The 16,672-nt window shown below is 65.3% G+C and carries 16 protein-coding genes; 9 read left to right on the forward strand and 7 right to left on the reverse strand.

What is annotated here, in order from left to right; all coding sequences use genetic code 11:
* The first annotated feature begins 19 nt into the window (after positions 1-19).
* From ACOOFO_RS01645 to ACOOFO_RS01655, 3 genes are all read left to right on the forward strand, one after another.
* Positions 20-1,210 (forward strand): hypothetical protein, encoded by a 1,191-nt coding sequence (locus ACOOFO_RS01645; RefSeq protein WP_420427922.1) that lies wholly within the window; start codon positions 20-22, stop codon positions 1,208-1,210.
* Complete coding sequence (locus ACOOFO_RS01650; protein WP_420427923.1) at positions 1,207-2,346, forward strand: HupE/UreJ family protein; 1,140 nt, start codon at positions 1,207-1,209, stop codon at positions 2,344-2,346. The genes ACOOFO_RS01645 and ACOOFO_RS01650 overlap by 4 nt, the downstream gene beginning before the upstream one ends.
* A 92-nt stretch (positions 2,347-2,438) precedes the next feature.
* Positions 2,439-2,804: a hypothetical protein gene (locus ACOOFO_RS01655; RefSeq protein WP_420427924.1), complete on the forward strand. Its 366-nt coding sequence runs from the start codon at positions 2,439-2,441 to the stop codon at positions 2,802-2,804.
* A 40-nt stretch (positions 2,805-2,844) separates the two neighbouring features.
* On the opposite strand, the gene ACOOFO_RS01660 is transcribed toward ACOOFO_RS01655, so the two are convergent.
* Together ACOOFO_RS01660 and ACOOFO_RS01665 are read right to left on the reverse strand one after the other, a co-directional pair.
* Positions 2,845-3,123 carry a hypothetical protein gene (locus tag ACOOFO_RS01660; protein ID WP_420427925.1) on the reverse strand — a complete coding sequence of 93 codons (279 nt, stop codon included), beginning with the start codon at positions 3,121-3,123 and terminating at the stop codon, positions 2,845-2,847.
* Positions 3,124-3,135: 12 nt separating this feature from the next.
* Positions 3,136-4,701 carry a DUF4331 domain-containing protein gene (locus ACOOFO_RS01665; protein ID WP_420427926.1) on the reverse strand — a complete coding sequence of 522 codons (1,566 nt, stop codon included), beginning with the start codon at positions 4,699-4,701 and terminating at the stop codon, positions 3,136-3,138.
* A gap of 336 nt (positions 4,702-5,037) precedes the next feature.
* Between ACOOFO_RS01665 and ACOOFO_RS01670 the strand changes: the two genes are divergently transcribed.
* On the forward strand, positions 5,038-5,250 hold the full coding sequence (locus tag ACOOFO_RS01670; RefSeq protein WP_223054862.1) for a cold-shock protein: 213 nt from the start codon (positions 5,038-5,040) through the stop codon (positions 5,248-5,250).
* A 67-nt stretch (positions 5,251-5,317) separates the two neighbouring features.
* On the opposite strand, the gene ACOOFO_RS01675 is transcribed toward ACOOFO_RS01670, so the two are convergent.
* Positions 5,318-5,686, reverse strand: a complete 369-nt coding sequence (locus ACOOFO_RS01675) for a VOC family protein (protein ID WP_420427927.1) — start codon at positions 5,684-5,686, stop codon at positions 5,318-5,320.
* A gap of 93 nt (positions 5,687-5,779) precedes the next feature.
* Between ACOOFO_RS01675 and djlA the strand changes: the two genes are divergently transcribed.
* Both djlA and ACOOFO_RS01685 read left to right on the forward strand, forming a co-directional pair.
* The gene (gene djlA, locus ACOOFO_RS01680; protein WP_420429607.1) at positions 5,780-6,550 is read left to right on the forward strand and encodes a co-chaperone DjlA; all 771 of its coding nucleotides are present in this window, start codon (positions 5,780-5,782) and stop codon (positions 6,548-6,550) included.
* A 71-nt stretch (positions 6,551-6,621) separates the two neighbouring features.
* A complete protein-coding gene (locus tag ACOOFO_RS01685; RefSeq protein WP_420427928.1) occupies positions 6,622-8,037 on the forward strand; it encodes an alkaline phosphatase PhoX in 1,416 nt (471 codons plus the stop codon).
* On the opposite strand, the gene ACOOFO_RS01690 is transcribed toward ACOOFO_RS01685, so the two are convergent.
* Complete coding sequence (locus tag ACOOFO_RS01690; RefSeq protein ID WP_420429609.1) at positions 8,034-10,298, reverse strand: mechanosensitive ion channel domain-containing protein; 2,265 nt, start codon at positions 10,296-10,298, stop codon at positions 8,034-8,036. The genes ACOOFO_RS01685 and ACOOFO_RS01690 overlap by 4 nt on opposite strands.
* 247 nt (positions 10,299-10,545) lie before the next feature.
* Between ACOOFO_RS01690 and ACOOFO_RS01695 the strand changes: the two genes are divergently transcribed.
* Positions 10,546-11,910 carry a succinylglutamate desuccinylase/aspartoacylase family protein gene (locus ACOOFO_RS01695; RefSeq protein WP_420427929.1) on the forward strand — a complete coding sequence of 455 codons (1,365 nt, stop codon included), beginning with the start codon at positions 10,546-10,548 and terminating at the stop codon, positions 11,908-11,910.
* A gap of 42 nt (positions 11,911-11,952) precedes the next feature.
* Here the strand turns inward: ACOOFO_RS01695 and ACOOFO_RS01700 are convergent, their stop codons facing one another.
* The 3 genes from ACOOFO_RS01700 to ACOOFO_RS01710 are packed head-to-tail and all read right to left on the reverse strand — an operon-like array spanning position 11,953 to position 14,413.
* Positions 11,953-12,501: an ATP-dependent zinc protease gene (locus tag ACOOFO_RS01700; protein WP_420427930.1), complete on the reverse strand. Its 549-nt coding sequence runs from the start codon at positions 12,499-12,501 to the stop codon at positions 11,953-11,955.
* A gap of 40 nt (positions 12,502-12,541) precedes the next feature.
* The gene (purT, locus tag ACOOFO_RS01705) at positions 12,542-13,735 is read right to left on the reverse strand and encodes a formate-dependent phosphoribosylglycinamide formyltransferase (protein WP_420427931.1); all 1,194 of its coding nucleotides are present in this window, start codon (positions 13,733-13,735) and stop codon (positions 12,542-12,544) included.
* Positions 13,736-13,750: 15 nt separating this feature from the next.
* Positions 13,751-14,413: a hypothetical protein gene (locus ACOOFO_RS01710; RefSeq protein WP_420427932.1), complete on the reverse strand. Its 663-nt coding sequence runs from the start codon at positions 14,411-14,413 to the stop codon at positions 13,751-13,753.
* Positions 14,414-14,518: 105 nt separating this feature from the next.
* On the opposite strand from ACOOFO_RS01710, the gene pyk reads away from it, so the two are divergent.
* Complete coding sequence (gene pyk, locus ACOOFO_RS01715; RefSeq protein WP_420427933.1) at positions 14,519-15,955, forward strand: pyruvate kinase; 1,437 nt, start codon at positions 14,519-14,521, stop codon at positions 15,953-15,955.
* The gene (locus ACOOFO_RS01720) at positions 15,952-16,668 is read left to right on the forward strand and encodes a glycerophosphodiester phosphodiesterase (protein WP_420427934.1); all 717 of its coding nucleotides are present in this window, start codon (positions 15,952-15,954) and stop codon (positions 16,666-16,668) included. The genes pyk and ACOOFO_RS01720 overlap by 4 nt, the downstream gene beginning before the upstream one ends.
* Positions 16,669-16,672 lie beyond the last annotated feature (4 nt).

The following is a 16,672-nucleotide window of genomic DNA, read 5'->3' on the forward strand; positions in this document are numbered from 1 at the left end:
GCCCAGCGTACAGCGTGGCATGCGCCTGGCATTTCTCCTCGTATCCTTACTGCTGCTGCCGGCCGGTCATGCGGCCACGTATCTCCCTGAGAGCGACGACACAGTCCTGCTGCGCGTGGCGCCGTCGGAAGCGTCTGCCGTGCAGCGTCTGCGTCAGATGCGTGCGGCACTTGCCGATGCGCCGGAAGACGCCGAAGCCGCAACCGCCTTCGCTCAGGCCGCCATTACCTACGCCCGGCGCACGCAGGACCCACGTTGGTACGGCTATGCCGAAGGGGCGTTGCAGCATTGGCAAGGCGCCGAGGCGGTCCCGGCAGAGCTGCGCGTACTGCGTGCGACGCTGGCGCAGCATGACCACCGCTTCGCGGCGGCACTTCAGGACCTCGATCATGTACTCCGGGAACAGCCGCAGCACCTGCAGGCGCGCCTGACCCGCGCGGTGATTCACAGCGTCCAGGGTCGCTATGCGCAGGCGATCACCGACTGCCAGGTGGTACGGCGCTATCGGGTGCTGATGGGCACCGCCTGCCTGGCGACCCCACGCAGCCTGAGCGGTGAGGCCGAGCCGGCATTGCGCTCGCTGCAGACCCATCTCATGCTTTCCGAAGGCGATGCCGAGGCCCGGCTCTGGGCACACAGCGTGCGCGCCGACATCGGCTGGCGTCTTGGCAAGGCGGAGACGGAAGAGTGGTTCCGAGAGGCATTGGCAAGCCCGGGTGCCAGCCACGACATGGCGCTGCATCTGCAGTTCGCCGACTTTCTGCTGAGTCAGGGACGGGAGGCCGAAGCCGCCGAAATCGCACGTCCGTGGGAAGGCAGCAACGACGGGCTCATTCTGAGCCTGCGCGCGCGCCTGCACGGTGGTGCCGAGGACGCGCGCATCGAGCAGGACCGCCGCCGTCTTGAGGCACGCCTTGAGGCGGAGCGGGCACGTGGTGGGGCACGCCACTTTGGCACCGAGGCCGCAGCCGCGCTGCACGTCTGGCGAGAGCCGGAGCGCGCACTCTGGCTGGCGCAGCGCAACTGGGCCACGCAAAAGACGCCGGCCGATGCCCGCCTGCTGTTGCGCGCCGCCGTCGCGAGCCGTCAGGCCGAGGCGACCGCACCGGTACGACAATGGATGCGCGAGAACGGCGTCCAGGATCAGCGTCTCGAGGCGCTGCTGGCGCAGCTCGGGCAGACGGCAACGCGGCGGGCAGACGGCGCATGAGGCCTTTGATCCGTCTGGCGCTGCTCACCACGCTGCTGTCCGCTACTGCGCCCCCTGTGTGGGCACACAAGCCCAGCGACAGCTATCTGCAACTGACCGTGGCAGATGATCGCATTCAGGGGCGCTGGGATGTCGCCCTGCGCGACCTGCATGAACTCGTTGGGCTGGACCCGGATGGCGATGGCCAGGTGACCTGGGGCGAGGTGCGCGACAGCCACAGTGCGATCGTGGCGTCCGTGCTGCCACAGCTGACGCTCAGCAGCGCGGGCGAGGACTGCCCGTTGACCGCGGGCACGCTTCGCATCGCCGAGCACAGCGACGGGCCCTATGCCGCTCTGGCCTTCGACGGACGCTGCCCGGCGCCGGTGGAGCAACTCGGCGTGCACTACGCGCTGCTGTTCGACATCGACCCTTCGCATCGCGGCCTGCTGCGGCTGGAGCTGGGCGGCCGGACCTACAGCACGGTGCTGCAACCGAGCGCGCGCCAGTTCGCGGTACGCCTGGAGCAGCCCGCCCTGGGGCCGCTGTTCTGGACCTACTTGCAGCAGGGCGCCTGGCATATCTGGTCCGGCTTCGACCACCTGCTCTTTCTGCTCTGCCTCTTGCTGCCGGCGGTATTGCAACGACGGCGCGAGGGCTGGATTGCGGCCACCGACGCGCGGCGCGCCACCCTGGATCTGATCGCGGTCATCACTGCATTCACCGTGGCGCATGCGCTGTCGCTGTCGGCGGCAGCGCTTGATTGGCTGCAGCTACCCACCCGATGGGTGGAGTCGGCGGTCGCCGCCACCATTATCTTCGCGGCGCTCAACAACCTGTTCCCGCTGGTGCAACAGCGCTTGTGGATGGTGGCCTTCTTCTTTGGCCTGATCCATGGCGCCGGCTATGCCGGTGTTCTGGCCGGGCTGGGTTTCGAACCCGCGACCCTGGCGTTGACCTTGCTGGCCTTCAATCTGGGTGTGGAAGGTGGACAGATCCTGCTTGCCGCCTGTTGCCTGCCCCTTGCCTGGTGGGCAAGGCACCTGGCGCTGTATCGCCACATGGTGGTTGTCCCCGGCTCGGTGCTTGCCATTCTTCTTGGCAGCTGGTGGCTGGCGCAACGGCTGTTCCATATTCGATTGGAGGGCTTTCTGTGATTCGCTCGCCGCTTTTTCGCTGTTCCGCGATTGTGCTCTGGAGCAGCCTTGCAAGCACTGCCGCTTTCGCCCACGGCGCGCATTCCGAGCGCGTGACGGAGGCTCCTGCCGAGGTGGTGCGCTTCAGCTACACCGCAGGCCAGGCCATGGATGGAGCGCGCATCCGGGTGCGCATGCCGGAAACGCAGCAGGTCTTTCAGGTCGGCCGCACGGACGCGCAAGGCCAATTCGCCTTTGTGCCGGATCGCCCGGGCAACTGGATCGTGGAAGCCGATGACGAACGCGGCCACAAGTTGGAGGCCACCGTCACGGTGGGCGCCTCGGCCGCGGCTGCCGAGGACGAGCCGGAACGCGTTGTAGTGCCGCGCCAGATCCTCATGTGGGCGCTGCTAGGCAGCCTGCTGGCCAATGCCGGACTGATATCCGCCCTGATCGGAGCAAAAAAAAGAACCCCGTGACCTTCGTCACGGGGTTCCAAGCTCGTGAACGGTGCAGACCTTAACCGGTCACGAGATCGAGATTGACGGGGGTCGTGTCAATCTCGATGTTCAGATCATTGATGTTGATGGGCTGAGCGGTCGGCGACGTGTTGTTGTTGATGTTGTCGACCACCAGGTTGCGCAGTAGCACCGGCTGCTGCACGCCGCCGCCATTGCCACCGCCGTTGCCGGCATCGGGTGCCTCGTCGGCTGGCGCCAGCCGCGACGACGTTCCGTCGCAGGCGGCGAGCGCCAGGAGGGCGCCCGCCACGCTTGCTGCATAGAGTTTTCGCATCATGGACAGGTCCTCCTACTGGCCGTCCTGCACGGCACCCGGCAACGGGTGCGCGAGGTAGGGGAAGCCGGCCAGGAAGTCGTCAATCGACTCGGTGGTCTGATCGGTGAGAGGCGCATCGCCGACCGGCGCGTCTGAGGCGTCGCAATCGCGCGCTTCGATCAAGGGCCCGAAGGCCGGGGAGGTCTCCTCGGTCACGACGCAGAGGACGCCCATGGAGGCGCGCAGCGCGACGTCGGTGACGTCATCGACCGGTCGGCGGCCATTCGGGAATCCGGCCAGATCCAGCGCCAGCACGCCCAGCGGGCTCTGCTCAGCCGGCGCCGTGACATCAACGGCGGTGTTGAGTCGCAGCATCTCCGACGGCGTTGGATTTTCCGGTTGATTGAGGCCCGGAATGCCGGTCAGGAAGGTCAGAACCAAATCCGTACGCGGGATGTTGGAGGGCGCGATGCTGCTTTCGGCGCCGACGGCATCACGGAACAGGGTGTCGATCAGTGCCGGCAGAGTCGGGTTGGTGACGTAAGTGAGGAACTGACCGTCGTTGCTGGGATGGCTGGCGTTGAAGCGGTCCTTGTCATTGATGCCAATGACCACCTCGTTGACCAGTGGCATGCCCAGGCGGGAGACCTGCGTCCATGCACCCCCCTCAACGGCGGGGCCCTTGGTATCAGGCAGATCCGTATTCGGTCCCTGTGGCTCCGGGTTCAGCACGCGCATCTGCCGCTTGCTGGCCGTCGTCCAGCCACCGATCACGGTGCTGTCGCCCTCGGTCAAACAGCTCGTCGGCACTTCCAGCGCCAGCGAGGTGATGTTCTTGTCGTCCACGATGCTGGGCTTGTCGTCGCGATTGCCCAGAGGATTGAGGGCGATCAGGTCAAAGACTTCGCCCAGGTTGATCGCAAAACCTTCCTTGCGCTGACCCACAAAGACGCGGCCCGTGCCACAGCCAGGGATGGCCACGCTGTAGATGTGGTTGTTCGCGTAGGTGGGATAGTCCGCAATGGTTTTCTCGCCGATATTGTCGACCGGCTTGCGGAAGGTCGTCTGCCCAGCCAGCGGTCCACTGGTGATCTGCAGCGGCTGGGCATTGCCCGAGCGCGCGCCATCACGCACGACGTCGACGGTATAGGTCTCGACGCGATTCTGATTGCCGTCGTCGGTCACGCCAGGACCGATCGGCCCCGCCTGAATCAGCGGGATCGACACATTGGCGGCATTGTCCCCACTGCCGATGGGCAGGGAGACGTTGCGGAATTCCTGGTCGAACTGGAACTGGAAGGTGAGGTCTTCCATCGCGTCGCCATCGTTATCGATATGGATCTCGTACAGCGCCTCCGGATCCAGCGCGAAATAGTTTGGACCGCCGTAGGCGTCCTGCAACGGGTTGTAGTTCGCGATCAGGGTGACGAAACCTTCGCGGCCGGTCTCGTAACTGCGGAACATGTAGAAGTCGGTGCCGTCCACGCGCGGCGTGCCGGCAATGAACGGGGCCTCGCGGTGGCTCGATGCCCCCGCCTGAAACGATGTGCCAACGGCCGCCGCAGCAACCGCTGCAACGGCAAAATGCCGAGCTTGCATTCCCTTCTCCCGATGGTTTTGTGTGACTACGGAAGCTCTTACGCAGCGCGCGCGACGTTGGATGCAGGGCAGCGAACATCTGTGGGAGGTGGCGGGAGCAACCCTGGCGCAGGGCACCGTTGATCGACCGCTCGTCGGAATTCAAGAAATTGACGCAGAAATGGCGTATATTCGGTGCTGCAGTTGCTTCAAGAAGAGTGTTATCAGCGTGAACTGTCGTACCTCAGCCTTCACGGCTGCTACCGAACGACCGGTCGGCAATGATGCGTTCCTTGATGGCTTGCACCCAATGGGCTCCAGGGCCCGTTTTCTACACTTTAGTTTGAGGAATGTTTCATGAGCGATGTTTCCACCGGTACCGTGAAGTGGTTCAATGACGCCAAGGGCTTCGGGTTCATCACCCCGGCCGACGGCGGCGACGATCTCTTCGCCCATTTCAAGGAAATCCAGGGCAGCGGCTTCCGCAGCCTGGCGGAAGGTCAGCGCGTAGAGTACGTGGCGCAGCGTGGCCCGAAGGGCATGCAGGCGACACAGATTCGCGCGGTCTAAGACCTCCGAATTCTGAAAAGAGCCGCGACCTTCGGGTCGCGGCTTTTTTTGTCCGCTGGTCGGCGGCTCAACCCATGTGGAAGAAGTTCAGCTTGTGGCCGTCGAGATCGCGGAAATAGCCCGCGTAGAAACCACTCATGCGCTCACCGGGTGCGCCTTCGTCGGTGGCACCCAATGACAAGGCCTTGGCGTAGAGAGCATCCACCTTCTCACGGGAACCTGGTGCCAGGGCGACCATGACCCCGTTGCCCACCGTTGCCGCCTTGCCATCGTTTGGACGAATGACGCTCAACATCGGCGCCCCTGGGCCGGTCGCCCAGACGATGATGCGTTCGTCATTCATGAAACGCTGTGCGCCCAGCTCGCCGAGCAGCGCATCGTAGAAAGCGCCGGCGCGCTGAAGGTCGTTACTGCCCAGGGTGACGTATCCAATCATTTTCTTGCTCCTCCATCGTGTTTGCTGTTGACTGCGCCGCGATGGTAGCCCCGAATGCAGCGGTCCGGCGCCTGGCTCTCTACAATGCCTGTCATGTTGATCGGTTTCCTCATCGGCGGCATCCTCGGCGCCCTCTTCGGTGGATTCACCGGCTTCGCGGTGGGTGGCCTGCTTGGCTATTTCCTGGCGCGCCCACTGATCGGCGGGCTCATCCGCAAGCGCATCACCCAGGTGCAGACGCGCTTCCTGGATGCTGTCTTTGCCGTCATGGGCGCGCTGTGCAAGGCAGACGGGCAAGTCACTCGGGACGAGATTCAAGTCGCCGAAGCGCTGTTTGACCGCCTGCGCTTGAACGAGCAGGCGCGTGCACAGGCGCGCCAGGCCTTTCATCGCGGCAAGCAGGCAGACTTCGATCTTGACGCCGAGGTTGCGAACTTCGCACAGGCCGCGCGCGGCCAGCGGCCGTTGTTGATGATGTTCATGCAGGTACAGCTCGCCGCCGTGGGCGCGGATGGGCAGGTGCATCCCGCCGAACACGAGATGCTGCTGCGCATTGCCCGCGGGCTCGGCCTGCCGGAGATCGAAGTCGAGCGCATGGAGGCCATGCTGCGCGGCGCGGCCGGCGGCACCCAGCGTGGACGGAGCCAACCCGACCTGGATTGGGCCTACCAGGTCCTGGGCGTCTCGCCGGACGCCAGCGACGATACGGTGAAGAAGGCCTACCGCAAGCTGATGAGCGAAAACCACCCGGACAAGCTGGCCTCCAAGGGCCTGCCGGAAAGCATGCGCGCCATGGCCGAGGAAAAGACGCGCGACATCACCACTGCCTACGACCGCATCAAGGAAGCACGCGCATTGTCCTGAGCGCTGGACGCACATTGCAGCGTCATCTGCGCGCGCTATTCTGGACGGCTCGCCCCGCAGTTCAGACCGCCATGCGCTCCGACTCCCCCGACCCGCAACGCCGAGACATCCTGCGCCTGCTGTTTCTGTCGGGCGGCATGCTGTCGACGGCCCCGCTGCTGAACGCCTGCAAGAGCCTCTCGCTGCGCGACGATGCTTCCGCTATGCCGGCACCCACGGGAGAGCTGCGACTGCCGCGCGGACCGCTGGCCGACGTCGGCGCACTCTACGACAGCGGTGTCGACGGAATTTTCCTGCCAGAAGGCTTCACCGTACGCGCGGTGGCCCGCCACCTGAGCAACCCCGTCACCGGCGCCTTCGATCCGCTCGGACTGGCAGGCTACAACTGGCATGAGGCACCGGACGGCGGGGCCTGCTTCGCCGCCAATGACGGTGGCTGGATCTACGTGTCGAACAGCGAACATCGCCAGCGCGGCGGCGTGGGTGCGCTGCGTTTCGCGCCGGATGGCCGAATCACGGACGCCTACCGCATCCTCGACCACACCCGCCGCAACTGCGCTGGAGGGGCCACGCCGTGGCAGACCTGGCTGTCCTGCGAGGAGGTCGCCGACGGCCAGGTCTATGAGTGCGAGCCAAGTGGCAGCCCCGAGAGCGCGCGCGTCTTGCCCGCACTCGGCCGCTTCGCGCATGAGGCCGCCGCGGTGGACCTGCCAACGCGCAGCGTCTTCCTCACCGAGGACACCCCCGACGGCCGCCTCTACCGCTTTGTGGCGGATACCGACGATGTCACCGACAGCACCGAGGGGCCGCGTCTGCGCATGCGCTCCGGTCGCCTGCAGGTACTCAATATTGAAGGCTTTGCCGATGATGACTACGTCAGCGACGACCTCCGCCTGCGCCAGTTGCACGCCACGCAATGGGTGGATGCCATCGGCACCGACCAGCCGCAGGCCGCCTTGCGTGCGGAACGCCGCGAGGCGCGCAAGCGCGTGCCGGGCACCATCTTCCGAGGCGGCGAAGGCATGTGGATCTATACGCTGCCACAGGCGCTACGCAGCGTGCCGCCCGGCGGCACGGTCCCGACGCGTGCAGTGCTCTTCTTCGCGACCAAGGGCGACAACCGGGTACATGCCCTTGATGTCGACAATGGCCTGATCGAAACCATCTTCGACAACCGGCTGATCGATCCCGTCTTCGATGACGTCGACAATGTGGTGGTCAGCCCCGCCGGAGACGTGGTGGTGGCGGAGGATGGCGACGCCATGCGCCTCATGGTGGTGGTGCCGAATGCACCCGCCAAGACCCTGCTACAGGTGCGTCTGGGCAGCGATTCCGAGCTGACGGGCCCGGCCTTTTCGCCGGACGGCAGCCGCCTCTACTTCAGTTCGCAGCGCGGGCCGAACCTGCCGCTGGGCAAGAACGGGAGCGGGGTGACCTACGAGGTCACCCTGCCCGCGTCCATTCAGGCTGCTTTCCGCGCTGCCTAGCTCTGCGACTCGTCGAAGTCGCTGCGCTCGCTGGGCCGGCTCGCTTCGTCCGGCAGCGGCGCATCCGCGGCGGGGGCTTGAGCCGGGTGCGGCGCGCGACGGTCGCGACCCTCGAGCACCCGCACATTGGCGGGCGGAGCGTAGCCGGCGCGATCCTCGCCAAAGTAGAGCGTGGTGTGCGGAAAGGGAATCTCGATGCCGGCGGCATCGAAATGCTGCTTGACCAGGCGGTTGTACTCGCGGCCAACACCCCACTGCGACCCGGGCAGCGTCTTGATGCGGATGCGCACATTGACCGCGCTGTCGGCGAGTTCCGTGACGCCGTGCACCTCCAGCGGCTCCAGCACTTTCTCCGCGAAGTTCGGGTCGGCAATGAGTGCACTGTAGGCGGCCTGGAGTTGCTCGATGACCGCGCTGATGTCCTCGCGATAGGCCACCCCGTAGACACCCACGTGGTAGGCGAAATCGCGCATGAAGTTGGACACCGTATCCACGCTCGAGAAGGGCACTACGTGGTAGGTGCCCGACAGATCGCGAATGCCAACCGACCGCACCGTGATCTTCTCGGCCGTGCCGGTAATGGCACCGGCAGTGACGACTTCGCCAGTGTTGATCGCGTTCTCCAGCTGAATGAAGACGCCGGTGATGACGTCCTGCACCAGCTTCTGCGCGCCGAAGCCGATGGCCAGTCCCAGCACGCCGGCGCCGGCGATCAACGGCCCGATATTGATGCCGAGTTCGGATAGCACAATCATCGCGGTCATCACGACCAGCACGATCAGGAAGGCACTGCGGAACAGCGCGAGCAGGGTCTGCTCGCGGGCACTGGCGCCGCCGCGGTCATTGTCGGGGTTGAGACGCAATTCAATCCAGCTGGCAAAGGCGATCCAGATGCCCTTTGCCACCAGCAGGATCAACGCGATGGAAATGGCCGCAGCGAGGGCTGTGGTCCCTGCTTCCGAGCCGATCCATTCCGGAAGATTGAATAACTGCCAGGCGTCGAGTACCAGCAACACCACCACCACGAGAATGATGGCTCTGAGCACCTGAAGCACCCCCGGGATCGCGCCATTGAGCCGGTCTTCCAGTTGCGGGAAACGGCGGCGCGTGTCTTCGGGCAGGCGGATGCGCTTGCTGATCACCTGCGTCAGCACCACCGCGAGGAAGATGCCCCCGCCGACAGCCAGCAGGGTCTGTACGGTTGCCTTCAGCATGAAGGGCAGCGTCTCTTCGGGCTGCAGGATGGCAACGACGGCCAGGCCGGCGAAATAGGCGATGGCCAACGCGTGCCAGACGCGTGCCAGCACAAAGACACCGACGCGGGCGAAGGTCGAATGCGCCTGCTTGGCCTGCCCTTCCAGACGCGCCCGCACCTGCGTCTTGTTCTGGCTGATCACGATCAGCGCGTAGAGGAAGGCCAGGCCCATGACGATAAAGGTCAGCGCACGCCCGGCGTCCGTCGAGATATTGATGTTGGCAATGGGCACGGCGACCAGCAAGCCATAGCCGATGAAGCCCGAGATGCGCGCAAACCAGGTATTCCAGTAGGCCGCATTCTCGGCCGACATCGGCAGCAGACGCAGTCCCTCGTAACGCGTGGCAAAGAGCGTTCGGATGAGTGCCTTGAAGATCTCGATCATCAGGAAGGCGTTGAGGAACATCGTCTGCCGGGTATCCATCGCGCCAGGCTCGCTGAGCGCATAGATCGCCAGCAGGAAGCCGATCACCCACGACACTACAATCAACACGGCATCAACGCCGGCAGCCAGCAAGACCGCGACGGCCTTGCGCAGCAGCGCGCTGGTCTGGGCCGGCTCCTGCGACCATGCATCCAGTTTTCGGTAGACGGGAATGCATAGCCGGCGCAGCAACATGAAGGCCGCGATGACCGCAATGACGACCACGACGAGATCCACGCTGGCCGCTCCTAGCGCCTGCCAGTCAACGCCGGCGGCCGCTTCACCCGCCTGCGTGAAAGCGCCAAAGGCGCTGGAGAATTCCGCCGCGAGATCCTCGGCGATGGATTCCGTGGCGAGCGCAATGCGCCGCGAGAGACTGATGGCTTCGCCTTCGGCCGCATCGGCGGTTGCCGGAGCAGCGTCTTCAGCGGGCGCCGCCTGGCGACGCAGCGCCTGGATCAGCTCCGTCCGGGTGGTCTCGTTTTCAAGCAGATCCGCAAGCTGCTGCGCCGTCTCCGCGCTCAGCGGCTCTCCAGATTCGATGTCCGCGTTCTGCTGTGCCTGGGCGATGGTCAGCGGCATACACAGCAGACCCAGCCAGAGCCAGTGGCGGATGCTTCGGGCGATCGATGTCACGTACTCCCCCCTCGGTGCGGCGACCATTACGCCGCCTGTTCGAACTCACGAAGCACGCCACCCTAACGCAAAGCGCCAGAGACGACAGCGACGTCGCCCCGTTTTTGTGCAGCTTCCGTAGAGCTTTCTGCCCGCTGGCCTTTGTCGACCGCATCATGCAACCCTAGGCTGTTACCACCATCAGGAGTCCCCCTTGTCAGCACGCTTCTTCCGCTCGGCCAACCCCCTCCCCGGGGTCCTGCGGGCTTCTGCACTCGTGCTGTCCGCATGGGTCTGGGCGCTGCATCCAGCCGCGGCCCAGGCGGTGGAAACCAACGATGAATACACCGCGCAGCCGCCGCGCGAAGGCGCAGACGGGGTGGCGTCTTCGGATACGGGCACCGCCACTCCCATTGCGCCGCGCACACTGGATGAGTCCTTGCACGGCATGGACCCGCCGCAGGAGGCGGCCGCGGAGGGCATGCACAGCTTCCGCATTCTGGACGGCAGCATTCCTCCCGGTGAAACCCTGCAGGTGCCGTGGTACGCCAGCGATTCCTTCACTGGCCTGGCAGAACCCACCCCGGTCCTGGTGGCGCATGGCACACAGCCCGGGCCTGTGCTCTGCGTCACGGCAGCGGTGCATGGCGACGAGCTGAACGGCATCGAGATGGTGCGTCGCCTGCTCTATGAAGTGGACGCCTCCGAGTTGCGCGGCACCTTGATCGGTGTGCCCATCGTCAATCTCTTCGGCTTTCGCCAGGGTTCGCGCTATCTGCCGGACCGCCGCGACCTCAACCGCCACTTCCCGGGCCATCCACAGGGCAGTGCCGCCTCGCGTATCGCCTATTCGCTTTTCAACAATGTCATTCGCCGCTGCAGTGCGCTGGTGGACCTGCACACAGGCTCCTTCCACCGCACCAATCTGCCGCAACTCCGGGCGGATCTGAACAACCCGCAGATCGCCGACCTGACCCGCGGCTTTGGCGCCACGGTCGTCCTCAACAGCGAGCCACCGGAGGGCACGCTGCGCCAGGCGGCCACGGTCGCCGGCGTGCCGACCATCACCGTGGAAGCCGGGGAGCCGATGCGCTTTCAGCCCGAGGAAGTGCGCCATGGCGTGCGCGCGCTGCGCAGCCTGATGAGCCATATGGGCATGCTGGATACCAACCGGCTGTGGAGCGCGCCGCAGCCGGTGTACTACGAGTCACACTGGGTACGCGCCGACGATGGCGGCATTCTCACCAGTGAAGTGGCCCTGGGTGACATGGTGGGCGAGGGCGACATCCTGGGCAGCATCACGGACCCGATTACCAATCGGCGCGTGCATCTGACCTCGCCCTACCACGGCCGGGTCATCGGCATGGCACTCAATCAGGCGGTCATTCCCGGCTTCGCCGCCTACCATATCGGGGTGCAGCGCGAGGAACGCGCCGCCCGCGACCCCGAAGCGCAAGCGCCGGAGGCCGCCACCGAAGCGGGAGATCCCGTGGAGCCGGAACCGCGCGAACCGGCTTCGCCAGCGATCGAGGTTCCCACACCGGCCGTGGGGGGAGATACCGAAACGCGGCCGGACTGAGCGCCGGCCAGCGTTGCACAACCTGTTCCAGCCGCAGACGAACTATTCGCCTTCTTCGTCGAAGGTGTAGCGCGGGCTGTCCTCGTCGCAGCGCGCTTCGGTGACGAAGGTACGCGTCACGTCGACGACGCCCAGATGCTGGATGGTGCGCCGCCCGAGCAGCACGGGGTACAGCATGTCGCTGCGGTCTTCCAGACTGAACTGTTCTTCATAGATCGCGCTTCCAATGCAGACGGCCATCAGCACAACCGGACGGCGGTCCTCGCCGCCCGCGCCGCGCAGGATGACGTTGCGATAGAGCGGACGCTCGAACAGCTTCTGTACGGATTCCTCGTTGCGCTCGTCTTCGACATCGACCATGAAGCGCACCCACTTCTCGCCGTCCTGCTCGAAGCGCTCGATATGGGTGGCATGCATCGAAGAGGTCAACGCACCGGTATCGACCTTGGCCTTGACTTCCACGCCCCATTCGTCGAATTGAATCTTCTCAACCCAGCCCAGCACGTGATTGGTGCTTTGGGCGTGCGCCGCGACCGGCAAGACCATGCCGAAAGCGATCAGAAAATGCAGGGCGGGACGGCGAAAAATCATGGGTGAAGCTCCCTTGGGGTAGGCGCGGCAGTCGCCGCAATCAGTTCGGCGCTACCAGGTGAATACTGTCGCCCGCGCGGCGGGCGCGGGCGCGGGCGATCTCGATGTCGTCCCCTAACGCCAACGTCACGCCCATGCGCCGACGGCCGCCCCCGAGTTCGGGCTTTCCGAACAGACGCAGGTGCACATCGGGCACCGCGAGGGCCTCATCCAGACCGCCGAATCGCGGTGCGACGGTGTCTCCTTCGAACACCAGCGCACGCGATGCCGCCGCACCGTAGCTGCGGATGGCCGGCACAGGCAGCCCAAGGATAGCGCGGGCGTGCAAAGCGAACTCTGATAAATCCTGACTGATCAGCGTCACCAGACCGGTGTCATGGGGCCGCGGCGACACTTCGGAGAACAGCACCTCATCGCCGCGCACAAAGAGCTCAACGCCGAAGACGCCATAGCCGCCGAGATTGGCGGTCACGCTAGCCGCGATTTCCTGAGCATGCGCCAGCGCTGCGTCCGACATCGGCTGCGGTTGCCATGACTCGCGGTAATCGCCATCGATCTGCAGATGGCCAATGGGCGGGCAGAAGTTGGTGCCCGAGACCGAGCGCACGGTCAGCAGGGTGATCTCGTAATCGAAAGGGACGAAGCCTTCAACAATGCAGCGGCCCGCGCCGGCGCGACCGCCCGCCTGCGCGTAGGACCAGGCCGTGTCGATGTCCGCTACGCTTCGGATGGTGGACTGTCCCTTGCCGGAGCTGCTCATGATCGGCTTCAGCACGCACGGCAGCCCCACCGCCTGCACCGCCTCGCGGCAGTCATCAAGGCTATCGACAAAGCGATAGGGCGAGGTAGGCAGCGCCAGCTCCTCCGCCGCCAGACGGCGAATGCCCTCCCGGTTCATTGTCAGTCGGGCGGCACGGGCGGTAGGCACCACGGGCCAGCCTTCCGCCTCCAAGGCTTCCAGGGTATCGGTGGCAATCGCCTCGATTTCCGGGACGATGAGCGCGGGTCGCTCCTGCTCCACCACCGCGCGAAGACGTGCACCATCGAGCATCGGAAAGACATGGGAACGATGCGCGACCTGCATGGCAGGGGCATTCGCATAGCGATCACAGGCGATCACTTCGACGCCCAGCCGTTGCAGTTCGATGGCGACTTCCTTGCCCAATTCCCCGCTGCCAAGCAGCAGGACGCGCTTGGCGGCGGGACTCAGTGGTGTAGCGATGGTGGTATCCATCGCGTCATTGTCCCACTACTGGAAGTTGAAGTCGGTTCCGATCTCTAGCACGAAGGCATCGACATCGCCGGTGTAGCGTGCGTACAGTAATTCGACGCCGATGGGGCTTGAGCCGTAGCGATAGCCGGCGCCCACCTGCCAGGCAAAGCCTTCGCGATCGTCATCCAGCTCGGGGATATTGGTGTCGGTGTAGGCATAGCCGGCCTTGGCAATGCCGTACAGCGTAGTGGGCGTGCGATAGGACACAAAAGCGCCCAGCGACTGCATGATGAATTCTTCATTGCTGCGGGTGTTATTCCCGCCACCACCGCTGTCGCCGTCACCGGGCAGAAGGCCGCCGCCTCCACCGCCCAAGCCACCGGTGCCTTCATTCTCGCCGGGCCGAATGGTCTGCACGAAGCTCAGGCCAATGCCGAGACCCTTGATGCCGATGCCGGGCAGGCGACCGAACTGCACGCCGAAGGTGCCGCCGATATTGATGGCCTCGCCTAGATTGTCGAAGTCGCTTTCTGCGCGTTGCACCCCGAAGGTACTGAACAAGCCGCCGCCGCCATCCTGGATTTCCGGCTGGCCGGTATCGCTGTCCTGCGCCAGAGCCGCAGTCGCTAACGCAAACAGCAGCGGTGCAACGAGGACCGACACCCGTCGGCTGGGTTGGAATGCTTGATGCTCGGTCATTGCGATGCTCTTCATTTCCGTTCAGAAAACACTACGTACGCTTTCACGTTGCGGATGAAAATCGCCTGAACATCATGGGCCGCACGCTGCGCGTAGAGTATTGCCATGCCAGAACACCATCGACGCCGTACCCGCATTCTCGCCACCCTCGGCCCCGCCACCGATGCGCCCGAGGCCTTGATGGCGCTGCTGAGCGCGGGCACCGATGCTGTACGCATCAATTATTCGCACGGTTCACAGGACGACCAGGCGCGCCGCGTCCAGCAGGTTCGCAGTGCGGCAGCGGAGATCGACCGCGACATCGCCATCCTCGCCGATCTGCAAGGCCCGAAGATTCGAATCGAGCGCTTCGCCGAGGGTCCCGTCACTCTGCGCGCAGGCGCCCATTTTTGCCTGGACACCGCGCACCCGGCCGATGCCGGCAATGACACGGTGGTCGGTTGCGCCTATCGCGACCTGCCCAAGGATGTGGTGCCGGGGGATGCCCTGCTGCTCAACGACGGCGCCATCCGGGTCGAAGTCATGGCCGTCGAAGGGACGCGCATCGAGACGCAGGTCATCATCGGCGGGGTGCTGGCGGACCGCAAGGGCATCAATAAGGCAGGCGGTGGTCTGTCTGCGGCGGCGCTCACCGACAAGGATCTCGACGACCTGCGGCACGCCGCCAGCCTGGATGTCGATTTTGTGGCCGTCTCCTTCCCGCGCAACGCCGATGACATGAAGCACGCGCGCAATCTGCTGCGCGAGCACAACAGCCATGCCGCGCTCATCGCCAAGATCGAGCGCGCCGAGGCGCTGCATGCGCTCGAAGAGATCGCAGAGGCATCGGACGGGCTGATGATCGCGCGTGGTGATCTTGGGGTGGAGATCGGCGACGCCGAGCTGCCCGCGTGGCAGAAGCGCATCACGCACGTGGCGCGCGAGGGCAATCGCCTGGTGATCACGGCCACGCAGATGATGGAGTCGATGATCAGCAGCCCCATTCCGACCCGCGCCGAGGTGCTCGACGTGGCCAATGCCGTCATGGATGGCACCGACGCCGTCATGCTCTCGGCGGAAACGGCGGCCGGCCAGCATCCCGCACGGGTGGTGGAGGCCATGGCCCGGGTCTGCGCGGGGGCCGAGGCCGCCATGCCGGAACCTCGCACGCGCGACCGCATGGACAGCCACTTCGTGCGGACCGACGAGGCCGTGGCCATGGCCACGATCTGGACGGCGCAGCACATGCACGCCAACGCCATCGTCGCCCTCACCGAGTCGGGCGCCACCGCCTTGATGATGTCGCGCAGCGATACCCAGATCCCGATCTACGCGCTCACCCAGCACGAGCGCACCCGGCGACGCATGCGGCTGTGCCGTGGCGTCTTTCCCTGCGCCTTCGTGCCCACCGACCTGGACAGCGGCCGGCCGGCGCAGGAAGCCATCGAGCTGCTGCTCAACGTTGGCTGGCTGCAGAAAGGCGATCGCGTCCTGCTGACCAAGGGCGACTACAACGGACCGGGCGGCACCAACACGATGAAGATCATCCCCGTCGGCGAATGAAACCGCGCCCCGCCTTCGATCCGCAATTCACCATCTTCGGGCACCGCGGGGCGGCCGGCTGCGCACCGGAGAACACCCTGCTCGGTTTCCATACCGCCATCGCGCAGGGCGTGGCGTGGATCGAGTGCGACGTACAGGCGCATCCAGAAGCCCTGCTGCTGTTCCATGACGATCGCCTGCGCCGCACCACTGGGGCGCGCGGCCGCCTGCTGGACACACCGCTGGCCACACTGAAAACCCTGGATGCGGGAGGCGGCAGCACGATCCCGACGCTGCAGGAGGCCTTGGCCGCGCTGCAGGGCAGGGTCGCCCTCAACATCGAGCTCAAGGCGGGGGACGCCGTGGCGGAACGCACGGGAGAAGCGCTGTGCAGGGCGGTGGAAGAGGGATGGGACCCGGCGCAGCTCCTGGTGTCGGCCTTCGATCACACGGCCCTGCAGCGCTTCTGTCTGGCCGCACCGCAGATCCCGGTGGCCCCGCTGTTCGACCGTCCGAGCCCGCGCATGGTGGAGGTCGCGCGATCGCTTGACGCCGCGGCCATCCACATCGGCCTGGCCGTGGCCACCCCCATCGTGCTGTCGGCACTGGACGAAGCGGGCTTGCCGATTCATGTCTACACCATCAACCAGCCGGCATTGGCGGATCGGCTGCGCGAACGTGGAGTGTCCGGCATTTTTACCGATTACCCGCAGCGCTTTATCCTTCGAGACTGAGCAG

The organism is Algiphilus sp., from assembly GCF_965216485.1.
In the GTDB taxonomy this organism is placed as follows: domain Bacteria; phylum Pseudomonadota; class Gammaproteobacteria; order Nevskiales; family Nevskiaceae; genus Algiphilus.